The organism is Streptacidiphilus fuscans (assembly GCF_015690355.1).
GTDB classification, from domain to species: Bacteria; Actinomycetota; Actinomycetes; order Streptomycetales; family Streptomycetaceae; genus Streptacidiphilus; species Streptacidiphilus fuscans.
Genome location: NZ_JADPRT010000016.1, coordinates 45563 through 62526, shown reverse-complemented (window position 1 = coordinate 62526; position 16964 = coordinate 45563). Strand labels below are relative to the sequence as shown.

Sequence of the window (16964 nt, the reverse complement as noted above, 5' to 3'; positions counted from 1 at the left end):
GTCTTGTACAGAGTCGCACCCCTTGTTGGCTGGGTCGTCCTCGTAGGGTCGTAGAGGTGAGCTGGTTCGCCTCTACAGCGGCGGGCCGTTCCACACACACCTTGGAGAGTTCTTCATGACCGTCCTGCGTGAAGCCCCCGTCGGCCTGAGCGACGCGGAGAGCCGCGTCGCCGAGCTGCACGCGATTCGCGAGCAGGTGCTGGCGGGTCCGAGTGAGGCGGCGACCGAGGCACAGCACGCGAAGGGCAAGCTGACCGCCCGTGAGCGGATCGAGCTGCTGCTGGACGAGGGCTCGTTCAACGAGGTGGAGCCGCTGCGTCGGCACCGGGCGTCCGGGTTCGGCCTGGAGAAGAAGAAGCCCTACACCGACGGTGTGATCACCGGGTGGGGCACGGTCCACGGCCGCACGGTGTTCGTCTACGCGCACGACTTCCGGATCTTCGGCGGCGCGCTGGGCGAGGCCCACGCCCAGAAGATCCACAAGATCATGGACATGGCCATCGCGGCGGGTGCGCCGCTGGTCTCGCTCAACGACGGTGCGGGCGCCCGTATCCAGGAGGGCGTCACCGCGCTCGCCGGCTACGGCGGCATCTTCCAGCGCAACACGCGGGCGTCCGGTGTGATCCCGCAGATCTCCGTGATGCTCGGCCCGTGCGCGGGCGGCGCGGCGTACTCGCCGGCGCTGACGGACTTCGTCTTCATGGTCCGTGAGACCTCGCAGATGTTCATCACCGGCCCGGACGTGGTCAAGGCCGTCACCGGCGAGCAGATCTCGCAGAACGGGCTCGGCGGCGCGGACGTGCACGCCGAGATCTCCGGCGTCGCGCACTTCGCCTACGACGACGAGCGCACGTGCCTGGAGGAGGTCCGCTTCCTGCTGTCGCTGCTGCCGCAGAACAACCGGGAGACCCCGCCGGTCGAGATGACCGAGGACCCGGCCGACCGCCGCTGCGAGTCGCTGCTGGACCTGGTCCCCGCGGACGGCAACCGCCCGTACGACATGCGCAAGGTGATCGAGGAGCTGGCCGACGAGGGCCAGTTCATGGAGATCCACGAGCGCTGGGCCACCAACGTGATCTGCGCGCTGACCCGGATGGACGGCCAGGTCGTCGGCATCGTCGCCAACCAGCCGCAGTCGCTCGCCGGTGTCCTCGACATCCACGCCAGCGAGAAGGCCGCGCGCTTCGTCCAGCTGTGCGACGCGTTCAACATCCCGATCGTGACGCTGCTGGACGTGCCCGGCTTCCTGCCCGGCGTGGACCAGGAGCACGGCGGCATCATCCGCCACGGCGCGAAGCTGCTGTACGCGTACTGCAACGCCACCGTCCCGCGCATCTCGCTGATCCTGCGCAAGGCGTACGGCGGCGCCTACATCGTCATGGACTCGCGTTCGGTGGGCGCCGACCTGGCGTTCGCGTGGCCGACCAACGAGATCGCGGTCATGGGCGCGGAGGGTGCGGCCAACGTCATCTTCCGCCGCGACATCGCCGCCGCCGACGACCCCGAGTCCAAGCGCGTCGAGATGGTGCAGCACTACAAGGACGAGCTGATGCACCCCTACTACGCGGCCGAGCGCGGCCTGGTCGACGACGTCATCGACCCCGCCGCCACCCGTGCGGTGCTCATCCGCTCCCTGCAGATGCTCCGCACCAAGCACGCCGACCTGCCCGCCCGCAAGCACGGCAACCCCCCGCAGTAGGCCGAGCCCCATCCCGCTGACACTCTGATCCGTTCAGGAAGGTACCGATGACCGCCGCAACCGCACCGATGGTCCAGATCGTCAAGGGCGAACTGGCGGACGACGAGCTGGCCGCGCTGACCGCCGTGCTGATGGCCCGCGCCGTTGCCGCGGCCAAGGCCGAGATCGAGGCGCAGCCGCGCTTCGCCCACGGCAACCGCCACCCGCAGGCCCGCTGGCGCCGCCTGGAGCGCGTCACCAGCTACCGCAACCCCGTCAGCTGGCGCTGAGCGCATACCAGAACACCAACGCCGAGCGCCCGCACGTACTCCACGTGCGGGCGCTCGGCGTTATGTCTGCGCGGTGGTACTGACTCCTCGTCAGAGCCACTGCGGCTCAGAGTCACTGCGGCTCAGAGTCACTGCAGCTCAGAGCCACTGCAGCAGCGTGCGCATGCAGCGGTCCACCAGGGCGACCGGGCCTTCGGGGCCGTCCGGGGCGGCGTCGGTCGCGGCCCAGGCCTCCAGCGACAGGCGGATGGCGTCCGTCGCGCCGGCCGCGATCATCCGCAGGTCGAGCGCGCTGCGTTCGGCGAGGCTCGGCAGCGCCGCCAGGACCGGGACCAGCTGCTCCTCCGACTCCTGGTTGACCCGGTACCAGACCGCCCGTAGCGCCGGGTCCGCAGCGGCGGCGCGGAGCAGCCCGCGCGTGCCCTCCAGCGCCTCGGCTCCCGCCGCGTCGACCGGGGTCATCGAGGCCTGCGCCGCGGTGACCAGCGCGTCGCGCAGATCGCTGCCCGAGTGCCCGGGGGCCCGGTCGACGGTCTCCGCCAGCAGTCCCCGCCACTGCGCGCCGCCCGCGCTGAGCAGCGGCGACACCGCGTCCTCCTTGCTGCGGAAGTAGCGGTAGAAGGTGCGCAGCGCGATCCCGGCCCGCTGGGCGATCTCCTCGGCGGTGGTTCCGTCCGGCCCGCGCTCGGCGAAGAGCTCGGCCGCGGCGCGGGCGATGTCGAGCTGCGTCGCGGCCTTCCGGCGCTCGGTCAGCGAGAGCTGGGGGGAGCGGGGGAGCGGCGGGGGAGGCGGTGCACTGGTCACGGGACACACCTTAGGACGTCCACGTTTGGCCATGTCACGACTGCACGGTCTGCATACATGGCAAAACGTGCCATCGAGGCGTACGGTGTCTAGTGACGTCGGAAACCTCGACGTCAAGACATTCAGTTGTGAACGGAGCAACCTCATGAACCGCTACGAGGGTCGTCGAGTCCTGATCACCGGCGGTGGCTCCGGCATCGGCCAGGCCACCGTGCTGCGCGTACTCGCAGAGGGTGGCCACGTCGTCGCCGCCGACGTCAACGAGGCCGGTCTTGCCGCCACCCGCGAGCAGGCCGTCGCCGCCGGGACGGACGCACGCCTCCACACCGTGACCGTCAACATCGCCGACGAGGCCTCGGTCCGCGACGCCGTCGCCGCCGCCCTCGCCGCGCTCGGCGGCCTGGACGTGCTGGTCAACGCCGCGGGCATCCTGCGCTCGTCGCACACCCACGAGACCAGCCTGGACTTCTTCAACAAGATCATCGCGGTTAACCTGACGGGGACCTTCCTGATGATCCGCGAGGCGATCCCGGCGCTGCTCCAGGGCCACGCCCCGGCCGTGGTCAACTTCAGCTCGACCTCGGCCAGCTTCGCGCACCCGTACATGGCGGCCTACGCGGCGAGCAAGGGCGGCATCCAGTCGATGACGCACGCTCTCGCCTCGGAGTACAGCAAGCAGGGCGTCCGCTTCGTCGCCGTCGCCCCCGGCTCCATCTCCAGCGGCATGACCGACGGCACCGGCTCCAGCAAGGAGAACGTCGGCCCCGGTCTGCCCGAGGACGCGGACATGTCCCTCTTCATGAAGCTCGCCCCGGCGCTGGGCAGCGGCTTCGCGGGTCCGGAGGCGGTGGCCGGCGTGGTCGCGATGCTCGGCTCGGTGGACGGTTCGTTCATCACCGGCACCGAGATCCGCATCGACGGCGGCACGCACTTCTGAGCGGACGTCGACGGAGCGGGCCTCGACGAACGCGCTGATGGGGCGGCCTTGTCGGCCGCCCCATCAGCGCGTTTTCAGCAGGGACCGTTGTCGGTCCAGACGCCGGCAGCGCCACCCGGCGTGTCGTTCTGCGTCCACCACTTGGCGGTCCACTGGTGGCCGTTGTAGCTCACCACCGCGCCGCCGTTGTATGCGGTCGTCGAGCTCCACGGCGCGGCGGTGCAGGTGCCCGAGGACGCCGACGCGCTCGCACTGGGGGAGCTGGTGACCGTCGAGGTCGGCAGCGGCGTCGGCGTGCCGGTGGGCGGAGTCGCCCCGGCGAACTGGACGTCGTACTTGGTGAAGTCCCAGGCGTTCTGCGTCACGCTGCTGCACGTGCCGGACGTGGTGCCGTTGTTGTCGGGCGGCGTGCACTCGCGGTCGCGGTTGATCGACCAGAAGGTGTACCGGGCCATGTGGTTGGTCTCGGCGAAGTTCAACACCGTCTGGAAGTCGGACTGGTAGAAGAACTCGCCGCTGTCGCTGCGGCCGTTCATCATCGAGATGCCCTCGTGGGCATAGGCCGTGGCGCTGTCCCAGCCGAAGGTGTTCATCAGCAGGGTGTTGAACTGCTGCAACGCCGAGATCTGGCTGGCCGCGCCGCTGAATCCGCCGTCGAACGGCATGATGGAGAAGTTGGCGGGCGTGAAGCCGTCCGACTTCGCCTGGTTGAGCACCTGCTGCCCGAACCAGCCGGTCCCGGAGGTGGTTCCCGGCATGGTGATCGAGACGTAGAGGCCCGGGTTGTTCTGCTGCAGGATCTGCGCCGCGCCCACCTCGTTGGCGACCGCGGTGGCGTTCTCGTACTCCGGCTCTTCGAGGTCGAAGTCCATGGCGTGCAGGCCGTACTTGTCGATGACCTGCTGGTATGCGGCGGCGGTCGCGGCCGGTGTGGCGCAGGTCTGGCCCAGCTTGGTGCCGCCGTAGCCGCCGATCGAGACGGAGACGTCACCGCCGGCGGCCCGGATCGCGGAGATCGTCGACGCCACGGCGGTGTCGCTGGAGACGGGCGCGGTGCCGCCCCAAGTCGGCGTGCAGCCACCGCCGTTGGGGGCGAGGATGAACGCCAGTTGGAAGGCCTTGAGGCCGGTCGCGGCCATCACGTCGGTCGGGTTGGGCGGGTTGTTGTCGAGCGGCATCAGATACGGGGCTGCGGCGTACCAACTGCTGCTGAGAGCAGCGGTGTTGGCGGTGTTGGCAGCGCTCTTGGAGTTGCCGGTGCCGGTGGTGCTGGCCTGGGCGGTGGCGCCCATCGACGCGAGCAGCCCGCCCGCCGCGAGCACGGCCGCGCCGACCGTCGCGACCACGCGATTGGGGGTGAAGTGGAACACCTGGACGCTCCTTGTGGGGAGGAGGAGTGGGGTTGTCTCCGACGAGTGGCGCTGTGCGTGCGCTGTGGGGAGCGCCACCACTCCGGTCCAGGTTGAGTGAAGTGTTGATGATCCGTCAATAGATTGGACTAGACCTTGGGCTAGACCACTGGAGATTAAGGCCCGCTTGAGTCTGCCTTATGCCCCGTCGGTGCGGATTTGCTTGGCCCTACCCCGCGATGACGACGGCGACGGTCGAGCCCGCCGGGAACCCGTCACTGCCGAGCCGTTCCAGCACCGCGAACAGCACCTTCGCCTCGTAGGTCGGGTCCAGTGCGATACTGTGCCGCTCGGCGAACTCGGCACGGAACGCGTCGAGTTCGGGAGTGCGGCGGCCGTACCCGCCGAAAGCTGCCGTGGTGTCGATGCGCCACGCACCGCGACGGCCACCGAAGGCGGCGCGCTGCAGCGCCAGCGTCTCCGACGCCAGGTCGGCATGCGTCAACGCGGCGAAGCCGACGGCGCGTTGGCCGTCCGACAGGCCCGCCGCGAGACCCGCCAGCATCCCGCCGGTGCCGACCGCGCACGCCGCCACCTGCACGTCGGCCGTGGCCAACTCCTCGCCGAGGGACACGCATCCGCGCACGCCCGCCGCATTGCTGCCGCCCTCGGGCACCACCAGCGCCCGGCCGTGGCGTCGCTCCCACTCCCGCAGGGAGTCCGGCTCCATCCGTGAGCGCCAGGCGCTGCGGCTGATGAAGTCAAGCTCCATCCCGTCGTCCGCCGCCGCGCGCAGCACCGGGTTGAGCTCGTTGAGCTCGCGGTCACGCAGCTCGTCGCCGCGGACGATGCCCACGGTGCGCAGCCCCGCCTCCCGTCCGGCGGCGGCCGTGGCGCGCAGGTGGTTGGAGTACGCGCCGCCGAAGGTCAGCAGGGTGTCGTGGCCGTCGGCGCGGGCGTGGTCCAGATTCGGCCGCAACTTGCGCCACTTGGTGCCCGAGACCGGCGGATGGAGCAAGTCGTCCCGCTTCAACAGCAGCCGGACGCCCGCGCGTCGGGCGCGCAGGTCGTCGATCTGCTGCAGTGGTGAGCTCATGGACCGGGGTTTAGTCACGCCTGGGCCGGGACCCCGCCCAACCCCCATGCCTGCGCCACGAGTTCGTACGAGCGATGACGGGCGTCGTGGCCGTGGATGTTGCTGGTGACCATCAACTCGTCCGCACCCGTGTGCTTGCGCAGCTCCTGAAGGCCCTCGCGGACCTCGTCCGGCGCTCCGACGACGACGTTGGCCAGCCAGGAGTCGACGAACTCGCGCTCGAACTCGCTGTACGGGTACGCCTCCGCCTCCTCCGGCGTCGGCACCAGCCCGGGCCGTCCGCTGCGGAGCCGCAGCATCGCCAGCGCGCCCGACCCGGCGAGCCGCCGGGCCTGCACGTCGTCGTCCGCGGCGACGACGCCGACGCCGATCAGCGCGTACGGCTCCGACAGGGCCTCGGACGGGCGGAACGACTCCCGGTAGAGGTCGAGCGCGGGCACCGTGTTCTGCCCGCTGAAGTGGTGCGCGAACGCGAACGGCAGCCCCAGCCTTCCGGCCAGCTGCGCGCTGAACCCCGACGAGCCGAGCAGCCACACGGGCGGACGCCCACTCCCCGGCGCACTCGCCTCGCCCGGCACGGCGCGCAGCCGCGCGTACGGGTGCCCGGCGGGGAAGTCCGCGTCCAGGAAGTGCATCAACTCGCTGAGCTGCTGCGGGAACTCGTCGACGGTGTCCATCCCCGCCCCACGCCGCAGCGCCCGCGCGGTGGCCGTGTCGGTCCCGGGCGCGCGGCCGATCCCGAGGTCGACCCGACCGGGGTGGAGCGCGTACAGCAGCCCGAACTGCTCGGCCACGACCAGCGGCGCGTGGTTCGGCAGCATCACCCCGCCGGACCCCAGCCGGATCCGGCTCGTGTGCGCGCCCAGGTGCGCCAGCAGAACGGCGGGGGAGGAGCTCGCCACCCCGGGCATGCCGTGATGCTCGGCGACCCAGAACCGGTGGTAACCCCACTCCTCGGCCCGCTGCGCGAGCACGGTGGTCGCGGCCAGCGCCTGGGACGGGGTGTAGCCGTCGCCGACGGTGGCCAGGTCGAGGATCGACAGCGGCGTCTCCGGCCCCTGGCCGGCACCCGCGTCGATGCCTGCTTCGGTGCCTGCGCTGCTCTGGCTCATCCTGCGGCTCCTGTGGTCCGTGATCCGTGCGGCGTTCTCGGTGGCCCGCTTTCGGGCACCCTCTCTGGGCAACCTCGGGTGGCCCGTGGCTGTTCCCGGTCGCTGCGCGTGACACTCCTCATACGGACCGCCGCGATGCTGCGTACGGGCCGCATGTATGGGCCGCATGTACGGGCCGCCCCACAGCGACAGGAGACCGCTCCATGCCGGACACGTCGGGTACGCCGAGTATCCCGGGTACCCCGGGTACGTCGAGCTCCTCTCTCCCTGAGGACCTGCTGATCCTCTGCGCCACCGGCCCGGACGGTCGCCTGCGCCGACCGCCGTACCTCGACTTCGCCCTGGCGGGCGGAGTGCTGGCCGAGCTGGTGCTCGCGGGCGTCGCGACGATCGACGGCGCGCGTCTGCGCCTCGGCCCGCGTCTGACCGCGTCGGCATCCGCCTCCGTTGCCGTCCCCGTCTCCTTCTCCGACGCTGTGCCGGGCATTCCGCCAGAGCTGCTCGCGCGGATTCCGGCCGGGGAGCCGCGCCTCACGGTCTGCCTCAACCGCCTCCGGAGCCCGGGGCATGGGGTCAGTCGCGCGGTCCTGGGCAGGATGGTCGCGGCCGGCCTCCTCACCGGCGAAACCAGCCGCCTGCTCGGTATCCTGCCGCACACGCGCTACACCGTCCCGGACCCCTCCGCCCGCGCCGCTCGCACCGCCCGCATCGCCGCCGTGCTCGCATCTCCGACCACGGCCTCCCCGCGCGACCTCTCCCTCACCACCCTCGCCCACGCCGCCGGCCTCACCTCCCGCCTCACCCCCAGCCGCCTGGACCGCCCCACCCGCCACCTCCTCACCGACCTCACCCGCGCCGACCCTCTCGCCGACGCCGTCTCCCGCTCCATCCGCCGGGCCAGAAGCAGCAACTCCTGATTGCCCCCGCCCGCCCCCCAACGTGGTCGTGAGCACCCCCGCTGGTCAGGTAGTATTTCCGTCGTGCCGAGGCGCGGGAGACCGCGAACGAAGCACACCGGCGCCGCTAGCTCAGTTGGTTAGAGCAGCTGACTCTTAATCAGCGGGTCCGGGGTTCGAGTCCCTGGCGGCGCACCAGCTTCAAATGGCAAGGCTGATAAGGCGGTTCACCCTTCGTGGGTGGGCCGCCTTTCACTTTGTCGGGTCTGGGGTGGGGTTGAGATGGGGGCCTGGTGGGGCGGCCCGTGGCGCTGGAGCACCGCTTTATGTGTTCTGAGCTGCGTCTTTACGCGGCTGCTCGTAGTTCTGTCGGTTCTGGTTCTGGCGGCCGTGGGTTTTCGCGGCGCCGTGGTCGGTGTGTGCCGGGGACGACGCGCCCGGCCTCGTGGATGAGCGCGACGGTGTCGGCAGGGGCCTGACGTGCGGTTTCAGGCAGGACAGAGGTGTAGGCGGTCAGCACGATGCTGGCGTGGCCGAGCATGTCCTGCACGACCTTGAGGTCCGTGCCGGCGGCGAGCGCGAGGCTCGCCGCGCCGTGGCGTAGGTCGTGGAAGCGGACTGGCGGGAGTCCGGCCTGATCACTGAAGGTCCGGATCAGGCAGGAGAGGCGTTCCGGGCTGAGCGGCTGGCCGTCGGCGCGGGTGAACACGAATCCGCGCTGGCCGTGGCGTTCGGCGTGGGCACGCAGCACGGCGACGGTGTCCTCGTCGAGCGCGACGGTGCGCGCGCTGGCCTTGCTCTTTGGCGGCCCGGTGACGAACTGGCCGTCACGTCGGTGCAGTTGCCGGACGACGGATAGGGTTGCGTCGTCGAGGTCGAGGTCCTCTCAACGCAGTCCGCTGATCTCGCCTCGACGTAGACCCCGCAGGGCCGCGAGATGGAACGCGGGGTAGAGCGGTTCGCCGCGGATGTTGGCCAGGAAGTGCGCGGTTTGCGCGGCGGTCCAGACTGCGACGGGCGCGCGCTTCCCAGTCGCCTGCCATTCCTTGATGCGTGCGGGTGTCCAGACGACGGGGTGCGGCTTGGGCGGAGTGGGCAGCTCGACGCCGCGCACGGGGTTGGACGTGATCAGTCCCTGCCGGACGGCCGCGTTGAGCGCGGTGCGCAGTGCGGCGCGCGCCCGCGTGAGGGTGGAGGCCTGAGCGGACCGGTGCCGCAGCCAACGCGGGACATGGCGTCAAAGGTGGCCTGGACGCTGGGCAGGTCCAGCTCCCGGATCAGCACATGTCCGAGGGCGGGGATGAGGTGCTGGTCGAAGAGGTAGCGGTAGTTCCTGCGGGTGTTGGCGCGCAGCTTGCCGCGGGCGGCGAGCCACTGGTCCAGCCAGTCCCGGACCGTAAGCGGCCTGGTGCGACGCAGATTCTGCAGGGCGGCGCGCGCCTGGTCGCGCGTGGCATGGCCGCCTCGGCGCAGCGGTCGGCCGTAGCCGCGCGGCGCGGCGAAGTACCAACTGCCGTGCCCTCGCTGGCAGAGCTTGGGGCAGTGGCGGCCGAGCTGGTGACCGCTGGCCGCGTCCCGGCAGCCGCACCCCTTGTACACCGAACCCGAACCGCGCACCCGTGCCGCCTTCCCAAGCACCCATCCTGACCTGGATGATGCCTGCCGATCAGGTGCGAGGCAGCCGCCACCCGGGCTGTGTGCTCGATCGGCGGGCTCGCTCAGATGTGCATCTGCTGGGTGAGCCACTCGGGATTGCGCTCGCCGATTCTGACCCAAGGCGCCCATGCGGAGTCGGCCAAGACGACGGCGCGGGCGTGCTCGGTGCCGTGGTCGTCGCGGCCGAGTAGGTCACAGGTGATGACGATGGCCGCCCGGAGGTGGAGACCGTCCTTCTGCATCCGCTCCTGGACGGCGCCCATGCCCTTGGCAGCCAGGAGAAGGCGGTAGCGCTCGATCCGAGGCTGAAGCCAGCGGACATGACGGGCGTAGGCGGTGTCTGCTGGTGTTTCGACCGCGGTGAATGTGGGTGCGGTGGCGGCAACCAGCCGGATGACCAGATTGTTCTCGTCTGCCGGCAGGGCCGGGTACTCGGAGACGAAGTGGCGCCATTCCCCGCCCAGGTCCAGGTTGCCGATGCGGTCCGAGTCGACCGGGTGCGAGGCATCGCCTGCTTCGGCGTCGAGGAACACCTCGCGCAGGATCTGGTAGCGCAGGGTTGTGTGTTCGGCGAGTAGAACCGCGTCGTACAGGTCCTTGCCCTGGGGGTGGGTATCCGTCAGCAGCCACATGAGCTTCCACGCCAGTGAAAGTTCTGGTGTCACCGCCTGGAGCAGAGCCCCGGTCCCGTCGCCGCCCGATGGCGGGATGTGGAGCAGTTCGGGAGCGATGGGCAGGTTCTCGTTGAAGACGAGGTCGAGCTGGATCGCCCCACCCGGCAGTTCGGAGGCGCCAGGCACGGTCCAGGGCAGGAGCAGGCGGCGACCGGGGACCCGGTCGTAGGTCCAGATGTCCTCGCTGATGGCGTCTGCGGCCTGGAACCGCACACTGCCGCTGCTGGCGTCTGCCGCTTCCTGCACGGCCTGGGTGATGCCGGCCAGCATGGTGGCGGTCCGTGGCTCGTCGATGCGACGATCGGTGGGGCTGACGACGAAGTCGAGGTCGCCCGGCTCGCGCGCCACGTCCCCGAACCAGGCTCGCAGCAGGACGCTGCCCCGGAGAACGAGCCCGTCCGCCCAGGGCGTCTCCGCAATCGCGCTCAGTACGAGGTCCCGTGCCTTCCGGCGTTCTGCCTTCCAGGCGATGTCCAGACGCGGGTCGCCGAAGCTCGGGTCGGCCGCGCGGTAGGCGTTCGCATGTTGCTTGAGCGCCGGGTCGAAGACCGATCGCTGCTCGGCCCGAGGCGACGCCACGGGGCGAAGCGTCTCCGGCAGGTCCAGCCGGGTTCGCTCTTCAGGGTCCAGGGGAGCCTGCGGCACGTTCGTGCTGCGCCACCCGAAGTTCTGCCAAGGGCTGGTCACGCCTGCACCTCCGTAGTGATCCATCCGTCGTCGATGGCCGTGTTGCTGTCGTAGACCAGTACTCCTGCTCGGTCGAGAGGATCTCGTGACCTTCGTCGCGCAGGACCGTGAGCAGGGCCGCAAGCTGCTCGGCGGCCTGAGGCAGTCCGAGACGGTGGCAGCGCTGCGTAACGAACCTCTCCTGTCGGCCATTGGCCGCGGTCCGGCGTGCGTTCCACGAGACATGGGCTCCATATGGCGAGACCAGGTCAGCCAGGCGTTCCAGGGACTCTTCTGGGGAAAGGAGCAACTTGATGTGATGCTCGAAATACCGTGCTGTCCCCTGCTCGTGAGCTTCCGCGTGGTCTTGCGGAATCCAGTCCGCCCACGGAGCGGCTTCGATCTTGACCCGCACGGGATCGAACCCCGCATTGCGCAGATCACCAACCAGTTGGTAGGCCGTCACATACTGCGCGGACAGAGGCCCTTCCCCGGTCAGAGTGAGCATCGGCTCGGGACTGCTCCCGCCCTCGAGCGAGCACAATGTAGGTCATCTTGACTCCCGCAGCCTGCGACCACTTTGCCAGCTGTGGGAGCTGCTCCACCGTGCAGCCCACCGTCACGTGGCTCTCGAACACGCCCGTGCAGGCGGATGACGCAGGCTCCGCCTGCATCGTGAACGTCGCGGTCATGCGGTGGATCCTCTCAAGCGCGCTCCCGCGTCCAGAAGCGAGTTCTTCCTCACGCGCTGCGGGACGCCCGCCGCACGAAGCTGGCGCCGGTCCGGCGTGCGGCGATTCCCACGCCCGAGGGATTCGCGGTCAGCAGCACTGCCAGGTGAGCTTGGCTTCCTCGAATCGGCGGGCGGCGAGGTCTTCTGGGCGGATGAGCCAGTAGAGGGTGCCGCAGTCGCCCCACGTCATGTTGGCGTCCGTGTCGGTGTCGATCTGGGCGAGCAGGAGCCACCGTTGTGCTTCCTCGTCCAGTCTCGGATCGGTCCACAGGGTCTTCGATCCGAGCATGGCGTGGGCGATCTCGTACTCGACGGGGCCTTGCACGGGGTGGGCGTGGCCCCCGACCTGGTGGCCGATGCTGTTGTTGCCGCTGTAGACGGCGTCCATGAACGTCTTGATGTGCGACGGGATCTCGCGGGGATCCAGTGGTGCGTCGTCGTTGGTCAGGGCGGCCAGCGACCGGGGATGCCACGGGTCCGGGACGCTGCATCGGGCTGCCGCGGTCAGGTCGACGCGCGGGTAGGGATCCAGCCCGGTCGGGGTGGCGGCAGTGGCGCTCTGCGTGCCTGCGGGGACGTAGAGGACGCGGGCGCCGGCCCAGGTCTCGGGGTCGGCTGCCCAGACCATGGCGTCCCCGTCGTCTATCTGACCGTCGAAATAGAAGAGCAGCAGGGTGCCGTCCGCGGGGAAGACCGGATGCACTCCGTCCCGGGGCAGAGCAGCGCAGTTGATGGAGGCGATGAACGACAGCGGGCCGTGGTCCGGCCACTCCGGCCATGGCGTGCCTGCGGGCAGCAGCGGCTTGCCGCCCAGTTGCGCTGCTGTCGGTTCGGTTCCCGAAGCCTTCCGCAGGCGGACGCACGGCCGCAGGAGCGCCGTCCAACGCGCGGCTGCGTCGGGCGGCAGGTGTTCGGCGGCCAAAGCCTCATACGACTCAAGAGATGTGGTCACGGCGCTGATGATGCCGGACAGCACCGACAGCCACCGACCTTGGGAGCGTCGCAATATTGATCGTTCTGCGAAGCCGCCGGGCATCTATGCTCATCGCTCATGGCTGACCCACGATCGACCGCCTCGATGACCTATGAGCGGGCAGGAGTTCTCCTATCCCGCCTGCCGGTGCGCATCGATCTCGGCCTGAGCGACGCGGAGATCGCCGCGGTCGAGGAACGATTCGGTTTCCGCTTCGCGGATGATCACCGGGTCTTCCTCCAGGCCGGTCTTCCTGCGGGGCCGGGCTGGCCGGACTGGCGCAACGGGGACCCGGAGGATCTTCGGGGGCGCCTCGACTGGCCCCGCGAGGGAGTGCTCTTCGACGTTGGCCACGGCTTCTGGTGGCTTCGGCTCATCGTCGGCGGCAGCTTGAACGCATACCGTGGCGGTCTTCTCATCTGGCACGAGGGATGGGATCTGCTCGGCAGACCGGACGTGCTGCAGCCCCTCATTGGCTGGACCAGCGAGTACGAGGACTGGACCGAAAGCTGGGGGATGCCCCGCGAGACGTTCACAGAGCGGATCATCACGGAGGCCAGGTCGCTCCTGGACGGTCCATGGCCGCCGACGAAGGGCACGAACGAGAACGTGTAGGCGGAGCAAGATCAACCGGGGCGCGGCCCCTGAATAGTGCAGCGGGCACGGGGATTGCTCCGCGTGCCAATATGGCCGACTGTTCGCCGGGGCCCGACAAGGCTTGGCCGCCGACGGTGGGTGAGGCCGTCAGCCTGCAGCCCCGGCGCATTGTCACCTCCGGCCTGCCACCCGCCAGACGCAGTCGTGATCGGCTGCGGCATCATGGCAGGCTGTCGGAGCCGTCTCGGGGGAGTACCGTCGTGCAGTTCATCGTCCACGAGGATCCGGTTGGACGCACCGCGACCAACTACATCGCCCGTGCCGACCTGGCTCCGTTCGGGTTGGACGGACAGGTCGAGCAACTCTGGCTCAAGGCGGTCAACGACGGGAGCTACGAGGTCGCCTGCATACCGTTCTCCGTCTACGGACTCGCCCTCGGTGACGCGGTGGTGCTCAACGAGGACGACTACGTCAGTGAGATCGTCAAGGCTGCCTTGCACCGCACGCTGCGCCTCTTGTTCATCCCCGGACTGCCGCCCGCCCAGCTCCGGCAAGCGGCCGAGGCAATCAGGGCCGAGGTGAGCGCCGCCGGACTGTTGAGCGAGTGGAACGGCGATCGCTTCGTCGCCGTCGACGTGCCGCCGAACACTGAGTCCGCTCGCCTGTTCGCCGTCATGGAGGCCGCAGTCGATGCCGGCCATGCCTACTGGGAATGGGCCGATGTGACGCCGTTCGTCGGGGCATGACGGTGCGAGCCGATGTGCCGCCCCCGAGGCGAGTCGAGTGGGCCAGCGGTCACAGCTGGCTGGCGATCTGTCGGGAGAGTCCTTCGAAGAACTCTTGAAGGCTGGCTGCCGCGAGGTCGAACTGACCGAACCACGAGGCGGTGGTCGACCTCCAAATTCGTCCCGAGCCGGACAACGCGAACAGGCGGCCGCCGCCGTCGCTGGCAAAGACCAGCGCCGGCTCTTCCCCGTCGATCTCGATGAGCCCGTACTCGCGGACGTGGTCCGCGACCAGCGAGGCCGGATGGACGAAATATCCGTTCTCGACGTCGGACAGGGATACCTCGTCGATTACCCAGTACATCGTGGTCAGGTCCGAGGGAATGGGTGTCAGCTCCACGAGTGCGTCGGTTGCTCGGTGGCTCTCCTCAGTGGCGATCTCGACCACGTTGCTGCCGGGCTCGAATCCGTGCCGCGCCAGGAAGGACTGGGTCAGCTGTGCGAGCGCCGAGTCCGTCTGCTCACACCAGACGCGGAGCCACTCGGCATCCAGGCGTTCGCCCATGGCGTTCCTTTCCGTGTCCGCAGGAGGCTCACCCCCGCGCGTCCGGGAGAATCTACTGAAGGGAGTTCACGTCTCCGGTCCCGGCGGCACAGTCAACGAGCGTCACCGCCTCGGGGCGCGACGAGCTGAGCGCGGATCCGGTCGATGGCGTGCAGGACCTCGGTGCGGTTCTTCGCGCGCTTGATCCAGGCGGGCAGGCGGGCAAGGAGAGTCATCTTCTGGCCGGCGGCGTACCAGGGGGCCCGTTCGCGCAGGGAAGCAGCGACGTAGTCGTGGATGAGCGTGAGGTGCGCCGGGTTGTAGGCCCATAGCCAGCCGTGCCGGGTCTCCGCCTGGAGCAGCAGCGGAAGCCCGAAGTACGGGTCGGTCATGCCGTGCCCGGTGCCGTGAGGGAAGACCAGTCGGCGGCTCGTGTACGCCTTCGCGAGGCTGCAGTGACGGCAGATCAGCCGTCGCGGCGCGAAGAACGGGCGATGCCCTGGCCCGGGGTCGCCGACGACGGGGAGCACCCTGGCGTCCTGCTGGCATTGGGGACAGACCACGCTGATGTCTGACAGGAAGTCGTAGGCGGTTCGCCGCGGATCGCGGAACCGGTGCTGCGTTGAGAGGCGCGGTGTCGTGGCCACCGGCCGAGTATGGGGCGCAGTGTTCTCCGGCGCACGCGAATTCCATCGCCGGGAGAGTGCGCGGTGCAGCCACGGCCGGTTGCTGTGTCGCGGGGCTGTCGGTCGGTCCGGATAGTCTCCGCGAGTCTCTACAGATGGAAGAGGGGGAAGCGTCGTGGGTGCCAAGTCGGCGATGTTGGTTTTCTCCGAGGGGCGTGCCGCTGACCGCCTTCGAGTAGCGGCGCGTGAATCGGACGAGGCGGCCGCTGCCGCGTTGGTCGCGCGGGTCCACCCGGGGTCCACAGTGGAACCAGCGCCCGGGGAGTCGCTCTGGGACGGCACCTATCCGCCAGACGGAACCTGTTACGCGGCGAGTTTCGACGGCGTGGAGATCGTCTGCGACCGGCGGCTCATGGAGCACAGGCCGAGTCTGATGCCTCGGCACCTGCTCGCGGCCGGGCGCGGGGACCGGGTGTTCTTCCATGCGATGCACAGTGTCTTGGACACTCTCACCTTCGCCGTCTGGGAGCGTGGCGCGCTGGTGCGCTCGCTCAGCCTGGCCCCGGACGGCGGGATCGTCGAGAACATCGGCGTTCCCTACGAGTTCGAGGCCCCGTTCTGGACGGGCGAACGACCGGTCGAGCCCGATCCGTGGTGGAGAGAGGGCCAGACGGCATATCCGCTTGCATTCCATCCCCTCGAACTGGGCGAGGAAGCGCTGCGGGCGTTCGCCGGATTCGTGCTGGAAGGCCGTCTTCTCCCGGACGACGTGGATGCCGACGCTGTTCAGCTGAACGGCTTCCGCGTGACCGACCCGAGCGGTCCCGATCCCGCCCGGGCCCGGGCGGAGCTCGAACTGCGCGTCGCTGCCATGCGCTTGCGCAGCCACACGACCATTCAGTTCGGCGCGGGACACGGCCAGGACGGTGTGTGATCACGTGGGGCGGAGATTGGAGGGGAGACGGTTGTGAGCGTCACGGGATTCTGGGTGGTTGGAGTCGTGCCGGACGGCGATGTCGCCCGCCTGCTAGGGCAGTTCCCAGGCGCTGATTCTTTCGGACGCCGTGATCCTGAGCCGAGCGGCGACTTGGAATGGTGGAGCGGGTCGGGCAACCTGGAGGCGTTCTTCGATCCCGGACCGTACGGGCCTGTGCCCACGGAGTTGGCGTTGCGCCTGCAGGACGGACTCGCCGCAACGGGCTCCGCGGACGAGCAGTATGAGGCAGTCAAGGAGGAACTCCTGCGACTCGTCCCCCAGCACGAGGGCGTCGACCTGTTCTGTGCCTCGACTCGCAAAGGCGACCCAGTCGCAGCACTCCACTATGGCCTCGGCCCCGAGGCGGTGTTCCAACTCCCCGGCTGTTTCGGTGACTTCTTGCTCGACGCGGCCGGCGTCCGTGCAACTCTTCCAGGAATGGAGGCCGCCCTCGACCTCGCACCCGGACGCCGCAGGGCTGTCGAGGAGCGCATCCGGGACTGGCTCGCCGGGATGACGGACGGAACCGAGCACGACCTCAACGATCTGGTCGACGGCCCCCTTCGGGTCCTGCGCCATGCACTCCGGCACGGTCTCGGCGCGGCCGGCATGACGCTTTGGTACTGACCTGA

General features: G+C 69.5%; 20 protein-coding genes and 1 tRNA gene. 9 read left to right on the top strand and 12 right to left on the bottom strand.

The annotated features are described in order from the left end of the window. Positions 1-115: 115 nt before the first annotated feature. Both I2501_RS30595 and I2501_RS30590 read left to right on the top strand, forming a co-directional pair. Positions 116-1699 (top strand): acyl-CoA carboxylase subunit beta, encoded by a 1584-nt coding sequence (locus I2501_RS30595; RefSeq protein ID WP_196197554.1) that lies wholly within the window; start codon positions 116-118, stop codon positions 1697-1699. Between the two features lie 47 nt (positions 1700-1746). Continuing rightward, positions 1747-1968 (top strand): acyl-CoA carboxylase subunit epsilon, encoded by a 222-nt coding sequence (locus tag I2501_RS30590; RefSeq protein ID WP_196197553.1) that lies wholly within the window; start codon positions 1747-1749, stop codon positions 1966-1968. A gap of 138 nt (positions 1969-2106) precedes the next feature. Here I2501_RS30590 and I2501_RS30585 read toward each other — a convergent pair whose 3' ends face one another. Next, positions 2107-2805, bottom strand: a complete 699-nt coding sequence (locus tag I2501_RS30585; RefSeq protein ID WP_196197552.1) for a TetR family transcriptional regulator — start codon at positions 2803-2805, stop codon at positions 2107-2109. A gap of 112 nt (positions 2806-2917) precedes the next feature. Between I2501_RS30585 and I2501_RS30580 the strand changes: the two genes are divergently transcribed. Next, positions 2918-3709: an SDR family NAD(P)-dependent oxidoreductase gene (locus tag I2501_RS30580; protein ID WP_196197551.1), complete on the top strand. Its 792-nt coding sequence runs from the start codon at positions 2918-2920 to the stop codon at positions 3707-3709. A gap of 74 nt (positions 3710-3783) precedes the next feature. On the opposite strand, the gene I2501_RS30575 is transcribed toward I2501_RS30580, so the two are convergent. The 3 genes from I2501_RS30575 to I2501_RS30565 all read right to left on the bottom strand — a co-directional run bounded on the left by I2501_RS30575 (position 3784) and on the right by I2501_RS30565 (position 7266). Beyond that, a complete protein-coding gene (locus tag I2501_RS30575; protein WP_236047585.1) occupies positions 3784-5001 on the bottom strand; it encodes a chitinase in 1218 nt (405 codons plus the stop codon). Between the two features lie 286 nt (positions 5002-5287). Continuing rightward, a complete protein-coding gene (locus tag I2501_RS30570; protein ID WP_236047559.1) occupies positions 5288-6154 on the bottom strand; it encodes a 1-aminocyclopropane-1-carboxylate deaminase/D-cysteine desulfhydrase in 867 nt (288 codons plus the stop codon). A gap of 14 nt (positions 6155-6168) precedes the next feature. Then, positions 6169-7266 carry an LLM class flavin-dependent oxidoreductase gene (locus tag I2501_RS30565; RefSeq protein ID WP_196197548.1) on the bottom strand — a complete coding sequence of 366 codons (1098 nt, stop codon included), beginning with the start codon at positions 7264-7266 and terminating at the stop codon, positions 6169-6171. Positions 7267-7469: 203 nt separating this feature from the next. Here I2501_RS30565 and I2501_RS30560 point away from each other — a divergent pair, with 203 nt between their 5' ends. Next, positions 7470-8183 carry a GOLPH3/VPS74 family protein gene (locus tag I2501_RS30560; protein ID WP_196197547.1) on the top strand — a complete coding sequence of 238 codons (714 nt, stop codon included), beginning with the start codon at positions 7470-7472 and terminating at the stop codon, positions 8181-8183. Positions 8184-8283: 100 nt separating this feature from the next. Continuing rightward, positions 8284-8360 (top strand) — tRNA-Lys (locus I2501_RS30555). 148 nt (positions 8361-8508) lie between these two features. Here the strand turns inward: I2501_RS30555 and I2501_RS40980 are convergent. The 6 genes from I2501_RS40980 to I2501_RS30525 form a co-directional block, all read right to left on the bottom strand. Continuing rightward, positions 8509-8913 carry a tyrosine-type recombinase/integrase gene (locus I2501_RS40980; RefSeq protein WP_408022802.1) on the bottom strand — a complete coding sequence of 135 codons (405 nt, stop codon included), beginning with the start codon at positions 8911-8913 and terminating at the stop codon, positions 8509-8511. A gap of 135 nt (positions 8914-9048) precedes the next feature. Then, positions 9049-9276 carry a site-specific integrase gene (locus tag I2501_RS30545; protein ID WP_196197546.1) on the bottom strand — a complete coding sequence of 76 codons (228 nt, stop codon included), beginning with the start codon at positions 9274-9276 and terminating at the stop codon, positions 9049-9051. A gap of 14 nt (positions 9277-9290) precedes the next feature. Continuing rightward, positions 9291-9779 carry a tyrosine-type recombinase/integrase gene (locus I2501_RS30540; protein WP_196197545.1) on the bottom strand — a complete coding sequence of 163 codons (489 nt, stop codon included), beginning with the start codon at positions 9777-9779 and terminating at the stop codon, positions 9291-9293. A 101-nt stretch (positions 9780-9880) separates the two neighbouring features. After that, a complete protein-coding gene (locus I2501_RS30535; protein ID WP_328806756.1) occupies positions 9881-11071 on the bottom strand; it encodes a nucleotidyl transferase AbiEii/AbiGii toxin family protein in 1191 nt (396 codons plus the stop codon). Positions 11072-11111: 40 nt separating this feature from the next. After that, complete coding sequence (locus I2501_RS30530) at positions 11112-11666, bottom strand: hypothetical protein (RefSeq protein ID WP_215910173.1); 555 nt, start codon at positions 11664-11666, stop codon at positions 11112-11114. 313 nt (positions 11667-11979) lie between these two features. Beyond that, positions 11980-12843, bottom strand: coding sequence for a YwqG family protein (locus I2501_RS30525; RefSeq protein ID WP_328806755.1), 864 nt, complete (start codon positions 12841-12843; stop codon positions 11980-11982). Positions 12844-12942: 99 nt separating this feature from the next. Here I2501_RS30525 and I2501_RS30520 point away from each other — a divergent pair, with 99 nt between their 5' ends. Together I2501_RS30520 and I2501_RS30515 are read left to right on the top strand one after the other, a co-directional pair. Then, positions 12943-13479: a hypothetical protein gene (locus I2501_RS30520; RefSeq protein ID WP_196197542.1), complete on the top strand. Its 537-nt coding sequence runs from the start codon at positions 12943-12945 to the stop codon at positions 13477-13479. Between the two features lie 242 nt (positions 13480-13721). Next, positions 13722-14207: a DUF4265 domain-containing protein gene (locus I2501_RS30515; protein WP_196197541.1), complete on the top strand. Its 486-nt coding sequence runs from the start codon at positions 13722-13724 to the stop codon at positions 14205-14207. 49 nt (positions 14208-14256) lie between these two features. Here I2501_RS30515 and I2501_RS30510 read toward each other — a convergent pair whose 3' ends face one another. Continuing rightward, positions 14257-14751 (bottom strand): hypothetical protein, encoded by a 495-nt coding sequence (locus tag I2501_RS30510; RefSeq protein WP_196197540.1) that lies wholly within the window; start codon positions 14749-14751, stop codon positions 14257-14259. A gap of 92 nt (positions 14752-14843) precedes the next feature. Continuing rightward, positions 14844-15377 (bottom strand): hypothetical protein, encoded by a 534-nt coding sequence (locus I2501_RS30505; RefSeq protein WP_196197539.1) that lies wholly within the window; start codon positions 15375-15377, stop codon positions 14844-14846. Positions 15378-15531: 154 nt separating this feature from the next. Here I2501_RS30505 and I2501_RS30500 point away from each other — a divergent pair, with 154 nt between their 5' ends. After that, positions 15532-16290, top strand: a complete 759-nt coding sequence (locus tag I2501_RS30500; protein WP_196197538.1) for a DUF6928 family protein — start codon at positions 15532-15534, stop codon at positions 16288-16290. A gap of 33 nt (positions 16291-16323) precedes the next feature. Beyond that, complete coding sequence (locus I2501_RS30495) at positions 16324-16959, top strand: hypothetical protein (protein WP_196197537.1); 636 nt, start codon at positions 16324-16326, stop codon at positions 16957-16959. Positions 16960-16964: the final 5 nt, after the last annotated feature.